At 66.5% G+C, this 9,641-nt stretch carries 3 protein-coding genes and 2 pseudogenes; 3 read left to right on the forward strand and 2 right to left on the reverse strand.

Annotated features, from left to right (window positions below; genetic code table 11):
- The 3 genes and pseudogenes from G3436_RS18370 to dsbG all read left to right on the forward strand — a co-directional run.
- Positions 1–508 (forward strand): annotated as a pseudogene (locus G3436_RS18370) (thioredoxin family protein); the annotation flags it as partial.
- Positions 508–1,353, forward strand: a complete 846-nt coding sequence (locus G3436_RS18375; protein ID WP_163947767.1) for a TlpA family protein disulfide reductase — start codon at positions 508–510, stop codon at positions 1,351–1,353. The pseudogene G3436_RS18370 and the gene G3436_RS18375, both read left to right, overlap by 1 nt.
- Entirely contained in the window at positions 1,350–2,105 is a 756-nt protein-coding gene (gene dsbG, locus G3436_RS18380; RefSeq protein ID WP_163947770.1) for a thiol:disulfide interchange protein DsbG, read from the forward strand. Before G3436_RS18375 ends, dsbG begins: the two co-directional genes overlap by 4 nt.
- 35 nt (positions 2,106–2,140) lie before the next feature.
- Here dsbG and G3436_RS18385 read toward each other — a convergent pair whose 3' ends face one another.
- Positions 2,141–3,574 (reverse strand): sodium:proton antiporter, encoded by a 1,434-nt coding sequence (locus G3436_RS18385; RefSeq protein ID WP_163947772.1) that lies wholly within the window; start codon positions 3,572–3,574, stop codon positions 2,141–2,143.
- Between the two features lie 97 nt (positions 3,575–3,671).
- Positions 3,672–9,641 (reverse strand): annotated as a pseudogene (locus G3436_RS18390) (amino acid adenylation domain-containing protein); the annotation flags it as partial.

The raw sequence follows: 9,641 nt of genomic DNA on the forward strand, positions 1-9,641 counted from the left end.
CGCTGCAACCGGCGGCGTTGCTGGCCGGCCTGTGGGGCAGCCTGCTGATTGTCGGCGCCGCCGGCGGTGGCAGCGATCCGTTCAAGCCACTGCAGCCCTTTGCCGGCAGCCAGGCCGTGGCAACTGCGCTCACTCACGCCGACGCCTTCACCACCGTACGCACGCCGGCTGAACTGCAGACCCAGTTGGACGAAGCAAGGCGCAGGGCCAGTGGGTGTTTGTGGACTACTATGCCGACTGGTGCGTGTCGTGCAAGGTCATGGAAAAGCAGGTGTTTGCCCGTGCCGATGTACTGGCGGCGCTGGAAGGCGTGCGCCTGGTACGCCTGGACGTGACCGCCGACAGCCCTGCCAGCACGCAACTGCTGCAGCGCTACCAGGTACCCGGCCCGCCAAGCCTGCTGTGGATCGGCCCCGAGGGCGATGAACGACGGGCCCGACGCATCACCGGCGAAGTCGATGCCGCCACCTTCCTGCAGCACTGGACCGCCACTCGGAGCCAAGGCTGATGCTGACCGTCAATCTCGGCCCCCTGACCCTGGCCCTGGACCACCTGTTGCTGCTGTGTGCACTGGGCCTGGCCACCCTGGTGGGCTGGCGGGTGGCCAAGCGCGGCGGCGACAACCCCGAGTCGACCCTGTTTCGCCTGTTCCTGATCGGCCTGCTGTGTGCTCGGCTGGGCTTCGTACTGCGTTACTGGCCGATGTACGCCGAAGATCCCTTGCAGATCGTAGACATACGCGATGGTGGCTTCATGCCCTGGGCAGGCCTTTGTGCCGTGTTGATCGGGGCGGTGTGGGCAGGCTGGCGTCAGGCCAGCCTGCGCCGCCCGCTGGGCTGGGGGCTGTTCAGTGGCGCGCTGTTCTGGCTGCTGGCCAGTTGGGCCAGCCACCTGTACGAACGGGGCACGCAACTGCCGAGCCTGTCATTGCGTGATGCCCAGGGCCGTTCGGTAGCGCTCGACACCCACCGCGGCCGCCCGCTGGTAATCAACCTGTGGGCCACCTGGTGCCCGCCGTGCCGGCGCGAGATGCCGGTGCTGCAACAGGCCCAGCATGACTACCCGCATGTCACGTTCCTGTTCGTCAACCAGGGAGAGACCCCGCAGATCGTCACCAACTTTCTTGCCACCACGGGCCTGAATCTGTCACACGTGCTGTTCGACACCGGTGGCCACCTGGCCCAGCAAGTCGGCTCCATGGCCTTGCCTACCACCCTGTTCTATGACACCGACGGGCGCCTGGTGGGCAGCCATCTGGGCGAGTTGTCGCGCGCCAGCCTGCGCCACGCCCTCGAACCCTTCGACCGCGATGAAGCGCTCGACACTTCCGTTTCTGCAAGGACCCCACCATGAAAATCGTCACCCTCAGCGTTGCACTGGGCCTGCTGGGCAGCCAACTGGCGCAGGCTGAAGACCTCCCCAAAGCGGTACAGCAGATCGAAGCCAAGGGCGCCAAGATCGTGGGTCGCTTCGACGCGCCCAATGGGCTGCAGGGCTATGCCGCGCAGTTCCAGAACCGGGGTGTGGCGTTGTACCTGACCCCGGACGGCAAGCACGTGCTGGTGGGCAGCCTGTTCAACGAGCAGGGCCAGGACCTGAGCGAGGCGCCGCTGGAGAAACTGGTGTATGCGCCGCTGGCCAAGGAGGTCTGGGGCAAACTCGACAAGACCGCCTGGATTGCCGATGGCAAGGCCGATGCACCGCGTGTCGTATACCTGTTCAGCGACCCCAACTGCCCGTACTGCAACATGTTCTGGCAGCAGGCGCGGCCTTGGGTTGACTCGGGCAAGGTGCAGTTGCGCCACATCATGGTGGGGATCATCCGCGCGGACAGCCCGGCCAAATCGGCCGCGCTGCTGGCCAGCAGCGACCCGAAACACGCCCTGCATGCCCATGAAAGCGCCGGCAAGGCCAGCACGCTCAAACCGCTGGCGAAGATCCCGGCCGAGGTCCAAGCCAAGCTCGATGGCAACCTGGCGTTGATGGAAGAGCTGGGCCTGTCGGCCACCCCGGCCATCTTCTACCTGGATGACCAGCAGCAGCTGCAGACCCAGCAGGGTGCGCCGCGGCCGGAGATGCTGGGCAAGATCCTGGGCAAGCGCTGAAGTTGGGGGCTTCAGATCGCCCTGTGCCCTGTGCCCTACAACAGCACCACCACCAACACCACAAGCAACGGCAACAGCACCGCACATGACCATCCCATGTACCCGAAGAAGCTCGGCATCTTCACCCCGCGCTGCTCGGCAATGGCCTTGACCATGAAGTTCGGCGCATTGCCGATATACGTCATCGCGCCCATGAACACCGAGCCCATGGAGATCGCCAGCAATGTCTGCGGCATGCGCTCCATCAGCACCTGGGCATCCCCGGCCGCCATGTTGAAGAACAGCAGGTAGGTTGGCGCGTTGTCGAGGAAGCTCGACAGGGTACCGCTGAGCCAGAAGTACATGCTGTTGATCGGCTCACCGCCCGTCCCAGTGACACTGGCCACCAGCGCCGCCAACGGGCCGTCGCTGCCGGCACGCAGGATGGCGATCACCGGGGCAATGGTCAGGAATATCCCGGCGAACAGCTTGGCCACCTCGATGATCGGCCCCCAGTCGAACTCGTTGGCCGTGCGCAACGCCTGCGGGGTCAGCCATAGCGACAGCAGCGCCAGCCCCACCAGTACACCGTCACGCAACAGGTTCTGCACCTCGACGTGGGTACCCATCAGCTCGACGCCAATACCCGGCTTCCACACGCCGGACATCAACACCGCCAGCACCACCCCGGCCAGCAGCACGAAATTGCGCCTGCCCAGCAGCCGTACCGAGGAGTCCGGCGTCGGGTCTTCAGGCAACAGCTCACTCTCGCGCCGGTAATAATGACGGTCGATGAGGTAGAACACACCCAGCAACGGCACCGCCAGCAGCACCACCGGCAAGGCCATGTGCTGCAGTGTCCAGGCAAAACTCACGCCCTTGAGAAAGCCCAGGAACAGCGGCGGATCACCCAGCGGGGTCAAACCGCCACCGACGTTGGCCACCAGGAAGATGAAGAACACCACCACGTGCGCGGTGTGCTGGCGGTTGTCGTTGGCGCGCAGCAACGGGCGTATCAGCAGCATCGCCGCACCGGTGGTGCCCATCACCGACGCCAGCAGCGCACCCAGTGCCAGCAGGCGTGTATTGAGCCACGGCGAGCCATGCAGGTTGCCTTGCAGCAGAATGCCGCCCGAAATGGTAAACAGCGCAAACAGCAGGATGATGAACGGCAGGTACTCGCCCAGCAGCACGTGTACCCCCAGCCCGAGGCTGGCGTGCCAACCAAAGGTCAGGCTGAACGGCACCACGAACAGCAGCGTCCAGCCCAGGGTGATCTTGCCGAAATGCTCATGCCACAGCGAAGCGGCAAACATCGGCAGCAAGGCGATGCTCAGCAGGATGCCGGCGAATGGCAAGGCCCACAGCAGGCCCATGGCGGCGCCATCGACCTCGGCGGCCGAGGCCGCCCCTGGCAGGCACAGCAACAACAGTACACCCAGCAGCGAACCCCAGGGAGAACCACGCAACAACGAAGACAGAAGGCGCATCGATACCAACCATGTGCAGATGAACAGCAGTGCGCCAGGGAGGCTGGCGCACATGAACGAATCGGCGATGCTAAACCAAAACGCCTTGCTCGGCTGCCTAGAACGCCTCCAGCGACGCCATCAGGTCACTCAGCCGGTCGACTGTGTCGTCGCTCAGCGCGTTGGCCTGCAGGCCCTCCACATAGATAGCCAGTTCTTCGACGGTGCTGCACTCGAACATCGCCCGCAACGGCACATTCAGCTGCAATACCTTCTGTACCCGCGAGGCGATCTGCGTGGCCAGCAACGAGTGCCCGCCCAACTCGAAGAAGTTGTCGCGCACCCCCACCCGCTCCAGCTTGAGCACATCGGCCCAGATCGCGACCAGCGACTGTTCCAGTTCGCTGCGTGGCGCCAGGTAGTCCTGCCCCAACTGCTGGCCGAACTCGATGGCCGGCAGCGCCTTGCGGTCGAGCTTGCCGTTGGCGTTGTGTGGCAGCGCGGCCAGCCATGCCCAGTGCAGCGGCACCATGTACTCCGGCAGTTCGGCACGCAGGCGCTGACGCACCTGTTCGAGCAAGGCCACCGGATCGGCACTGGCCTCGGCGGCTACCAGGTAGCCGACCAGATGCTTGCCATTGGCGCCTTCCTGCACACCCACCGCCGCATCACGGATCTCGGCCTGCTCGTGCAGGCGCGCTTCGATTTCGCCCAGCTCGATGCGGTAGCCGCGAATCTTCCCTGGTGGTCGATGCGCCCCACGTACTCCAGCACCCCGTCGACACGCCGGCGCGCCAGGTCGCCGGTACGGTACAGGCGCTCGCCCAGTGCACCGAACGGGTGCGGGATGAACGCCTGCGCAGTGCGCAGCGGGTCAGCCACATAGCCGCGCCCTACCCCGGTACCGGCGACACACAGTTCGCCCACCGCGCCCAGCGGCACCAGCTCCTGATCTTCGCCAAACAGGTACAGGCGGTTGTTGTCGGTCGGGGTACCGATCGGCAGGTAGCTGCCCCGGGTCGAGGCCACGTCGACGCGGAAGAACGCCACGTCATCGGAGCACTCGGCCGGGCCATAGGCATTCACCAGGCCGATCTGCGGGTAACGCTCCAGCCACTGCCAGGCCAGCTCCGGCGGCATCGCCTCACCGGTGGGCAGCATCCAGCGCAGGCCGCTCAGGTGCTGGCGCTCGTTGGCGAGCATGCCCTGGATCAGCGACGGCACGCTTTCGAGCACGGTGATGCCGCTGGCCTGGACATGTTCGAGCAGGCCTTGCGGGTCATGCGCAATGGCATTCGGCACGATCGCCACCTGCGCGCCGAACAGCGGCGCGGCGAGGAACTGCCACACCGAGATGTCGAAGCTCTGCGAGGCGGTCTGGGCAATCACGTCGTGCTCGTCCAGTTGCAGGTACGGCACCTTGCTCAGCTGGTTGTTGAGCATGCCGCGCTGCTCGACCATCACCCCCTTGGGCAGCCCGGTGGAGCCGGAGGTGTAGATCACGTAGGCGAGGTTGTCCGGGGCACTGTAGATGCCCGGGTTGCCGTCAGCCACGCCAGCGCCCTGCACCGTTTCCCACACCAGCAGGCGTGGCCGTTCGGCACACGACAAGGTGTCGAGCAGGGCCTGCGCCTGTGCCAGGCACGCCTGGCTGCAGACGATCACCGGGGTGCGGCTGAGTTCGACAATACGTTGCAGGCGCGAGCCCGGCAGGCCGGGGTCGAGCGGCAGGTAGCCGGCACCGGCCTTGAAACTGCCGATGATCATGCCCAGCAATTCGAGCCCTCGCTCGGCCAACAGCGCCACCGGCTGGTCCACCTGCACACCGGCCGCCACCAGGGCATGCCCGAGGCGGTTGGCCTGGCGGTTCAGCTCGGCATAGCTGCACTGCTGTTCCAGGCAGCGTGCCACCACTCGCTCGGGGTGCGCCGCAACGCGGGCTTCGAACAGCGCGGCATAACTCTGCTCCAGGCTGTAGTCGCGCTGGCTGCGGTTGCAGTCGTCGAGCAGGAAACGTTGCTCCTGCTCGCCCAGCAGCGCCAGTTCGGCCACATCGCCGTGCAAGCCGTCCATCAGTGCCAGCAGCAGGCGCTTGAACTCGCCCAGCAGGCGCTCGACGGTGGCCGTGTCGAAGTAGCGCTGGTCGAACGACAGGTGCAGGCCCAGGTCATCACCGGGGTAGCACACCGCCGTCAACGGGAAGTTGGTGTGGGTGCGACCCGAGTCGGAGCTGGCGTTGAGGCTCTGCGCATGGTCCAGCACGGCCGTTTCCACCGGCGCGTTCTCGAACACGAACAGGCTGTCGAACAGCGGCTGGCCGTTGGGCAGTTCGCTGCACGCCTGGATGCTCACCAGCGGCAGGTACTCGTATTCGCGCACCTCCATGTTGCGTTCGAGCAGGCCTTGCAACCACTGGCGCACCGAACAGCGCTGGCCCGGCGCAGGCAAGGTGACGCGCAGGGCGATGCTGTTGATGAACAGCCCGACGGTGTGCTGCATCTGCGGCAGGCTCACCGGGCGCCCGGCCACGGTCACGCCGAACACCACGTCGCGTTCACCGCTGTAGCGGCTGAGCACCAGTGCCCAGGCCGCCTGGGCGAAGGTGTTGACGGTCAACTGATGGGCCTGGGCCAGCTCACGCAGGCGCGCCCCTTGCTCGACCGCCAGGCGTGTATAGCAGTCGCCTACCTGCATGCCGCCATGCTCGCCCGCGTGCTCGCGCAGCAGCGGGCGGTCGCTCGGGATATAGGTGGTGCGCTCGAAGCCTTCGAGGTTGTGCCGCCACCACTGGCGTGCCTCATCCAGGCTCTGGTGCTGCAGCCAGCCTATATAGTCGCGATAGCGCGGAGGCAGCGGCAATTGCGCCTCGCGGCCTTCGCCCAGGGCCGCGTAGATCTCGAAGAAATCGTTCATCAGCAGCGAACGGCACCAGGCATCGATCAGGATGTGGTGGTTGCTCATCATGAACCAGTACTGCGCCTGGCCCACGCGAATCAGGCGCAGGTGGAACGGTGCCTGGTGCAGCAGCGCGAAGCCGGCTTCGCGCTCCTGCTTGTGCAGGGCCTGCAGGCGTGCTTCGTGCTCTTGCTGCGGGTCGGCGCTCCAGTCGAGGTAGTCGACCGTGGTGGTGCCGGGCTTGTGGATGATCTGCAGCATGGCTTCGCCGGCGTTCCAGCAGAACGACGCACGCAGGGCTTCGTGCCGCGCCACCACGGCCTGCCAGGCCTGGGCGAAACGCTGCGGATCGATCTCGCTGTTGATCCGGTAGCGGTCCTGCATGTAGTAGATGCCGGTGCCCGGTTCGAGCAGCGTGTGCAGCAGCATGCCCTCCTGCATCGGCGTCAGCGGGTATACGTCCTCGATCTGCACCGCCGGTACCGGCAGGCTGTCGACCTGTTCCTGGGTGAGGTGCGCCAGCGGGAAGTCCGACGGGGTGAAGCTGCCGTTGCCCTCCTCCAGGCAATGCGCAACCAGGCTGGCCAACTCGTCCACATAGGCACGCGCCAGCGCCTCGATGGTCTGCCGGTTGTAGCGCTCGCGGCTGAAGGTCCAGCGCAGCTGCAACTGGCCGCCATACACCTGGCCATCGACGCTCAGCCAGTTGGGCAGCGGTGCGTCCAGGTCATGGGCCAGGCCGGCAGGTTCGTCCACCGGCTGGTACAGCGCCGCGCTGCCGAACTGCTGGTCGAACTGCCCCAGGTAGTTGAAGGTGATGCGCGCCTGCGGCAGTGCTGCCATGGCTTCGCGAGTCGCTTCATCGGCCAGGTAGCGCAGCACGCCGTAGCCCAGGCCCTTGTGCGGCACGCCGCGCAATTGCTCCTTGATCGCCTTGATCGAGGCTGCCTGCCCGCCCGCCGCTTCGTTGCCCAGCGGGCTCAGGCGCAGCGGGTAGGCACTGGTGAACCAGCCGACGCTGCGGCTCAGGTCGATGTCGTCGAACAGGGTTTCGCGACCATGCCCTTCGAGCTGCACCAGCACCGAGGTGTCGCCGCTCCAGCGGCACAGTACACGGGCCAGCGCGGTCAGCAGCAGGTCGTTGACCTGGGTGCGGTAGGCTGCCGGGGGCTTGCTGCAACAGCTGGCGGGTCTGCACGGCGTCCAGGTGCACGCTCACGCTGTGTGCCTGGCGGTGCAGGTTGGCACCCTGCGGGTGGTCGCACGGCAACTCGCGGCTGGCGGCGTTGAGCTGGGTCTGCCACCAGGCCTGTTCGTCGCGCAGCGAATCGCTGCCGGCATAGGCGCCCAGGCGCGCGGCCCACTGGCCCACGGCACTGGTCTTGGCCGCCAGCGTCTGGCCACGGTAGAGCGCCTGCAGGTCTTCGAGCAGCACGCGCCATGACACGCCGTCGACCACCAGGTGATGGATCGCCAGCAGCAGGCGTTGTACACCGTGCCCGTCCTCTACCAGCAAGGCGCGCAACAGCGGGCCGTGCGCCAGGTCGAGGCTGCGTTGCACGTCGCTGTACAGGGCCTGGCAATCGCCCAGGTCGTGGACCGAGGCCTGCCACAGCAGATCACGGCTGTCGGCCGGCGCGTAGCTGGCGCGGCCTTCAATGAAGCGCAGGCGCAGCACGTCGTGGTGCAGCACCAGGGCCTGCAAGGCCTGCTCCAGCTGCGCGCCGTCAAGGCGCTCGGCCGGTTGCAGCAGCACCGCCTGGTTCCAGTGCTGGGGTTGCACGATTTCACTGTCGAAGAACCAGTGCTGGATCGGCGTCAGCGCGGCGTCGCCGCTCAGCGGGCCTTGTTCGATCACGTTCAGTGCAAGGCGGCTGACCACGGTTGCGAGGGTCTGCACGGTCTGCTGCTGGAACAGATCACGGGCGGTGAAGTGCAGCCCGAGCTGGCGCGCACGGCTGACCACCTGGATCGACAGGATCGAGTCGCCGCCCAGCTCGAAGAAGTTGTCCTGCAGGCCGACCCGCCCGACGTTGAGCACGTCGCACCAGATCCCGGCCAGTTGCTGCTCCACCTCGCTGCGCGGTGCCTCGTACTGCTGGCGCCCTTGCTCCATGTCTGGCAGCGGCAGTGCCCGGCGGTCGAGCTTGCCATTGCCGGTCAGCGGCATCTGCGCCAGCAGCACCAGGTGCGCGGGCACCATGTAGTCCGGCAGGTTGACCCGCAACTGCGCCTTGAGGCTGTCGCGCAGGTGCGCCTGCACCTGGGCCTCGGCGCCGGCCTGGTCGCACACCAGGTAGGCGGCCAGTTGCTTGCCGCCCGGCATGTCCAGCGCCAGCACCACGGCTGCGCGCACGGCGGGGTGTTCGAGCAGGCGGTTTTCGATTTCGCCCAGCTCGATACGGAAGCCGCGAATCTTCACCTGATGGTCGATGCGCCCCATGTACTCGAGCAGCCCATCGGCACGCTGGCGCACCAGGTCGCCGGTACGGTACAAGCGACCGCCGCCAGCGCTGAACGGGTCGGCGACAAAGCGCTCGGCGCTCAGCCCCGGACGCGCGTGGTAACCCTGGGCCAGGCGCGCCACCGACATACAACTCGCCAATCGAACCTTGCGGCAACAGCGCCAGGTCGGCATCGAGGATGTACGCCACGCGGGCACCGATCACCCGGCCGATCGGCACGCTGCCCGCACCGGCCTCAAGGGTGGCCGCGCCAGGCAGGCCAGCGGCATGACCACGGTTTCGGTCGGCCCGTAGGCGTTGAAGAACTGCGCAGGCGTGAAGGCCGCGCGGATACGTTGCAGGTGTTCGCCGGTCAGCGCTTCGCCGCCGGTGATGCACAGGCGTACCGGCAAGTGTTCGTTGTGGCTGGCCAGCCACTGCGCCAACTGGCTGCCATAGCTTGGGGTGAAGCCCAGCACCGTGACCTGCTGCTGGCGAATCAGCCCGCAGATGTCCTCGGCACCCCACTGGCCCTGGGCGCGCAGTACCACCCGTGCGCCGCTGAGCAGCGGTACCAGCAGACGCTCGGTGGCGGCATCGAAGTTGATTGAATAGAAGTGCAGCTCGCAGTCGTCGCTGCGCATGCCGAACGCGTCGATCACAGCCAGGCAATGCATGGCGATTTCAGCGTGGCTGACCACCACGCCCTTGGGCTTGCCGGTGGAGCCGGAGGTGTAGATCAGGTAGGC

It is taken from the genome of Pseudomonas brassicae (assembly GCF_010671725.1).
GTDB lineage: Bacteria > Pseudomonadota > Gammaproteobacteria > Pseudomonadales > Pseudomonadaceae > Aquipseudomonas > Aquipseudomonas brassicae.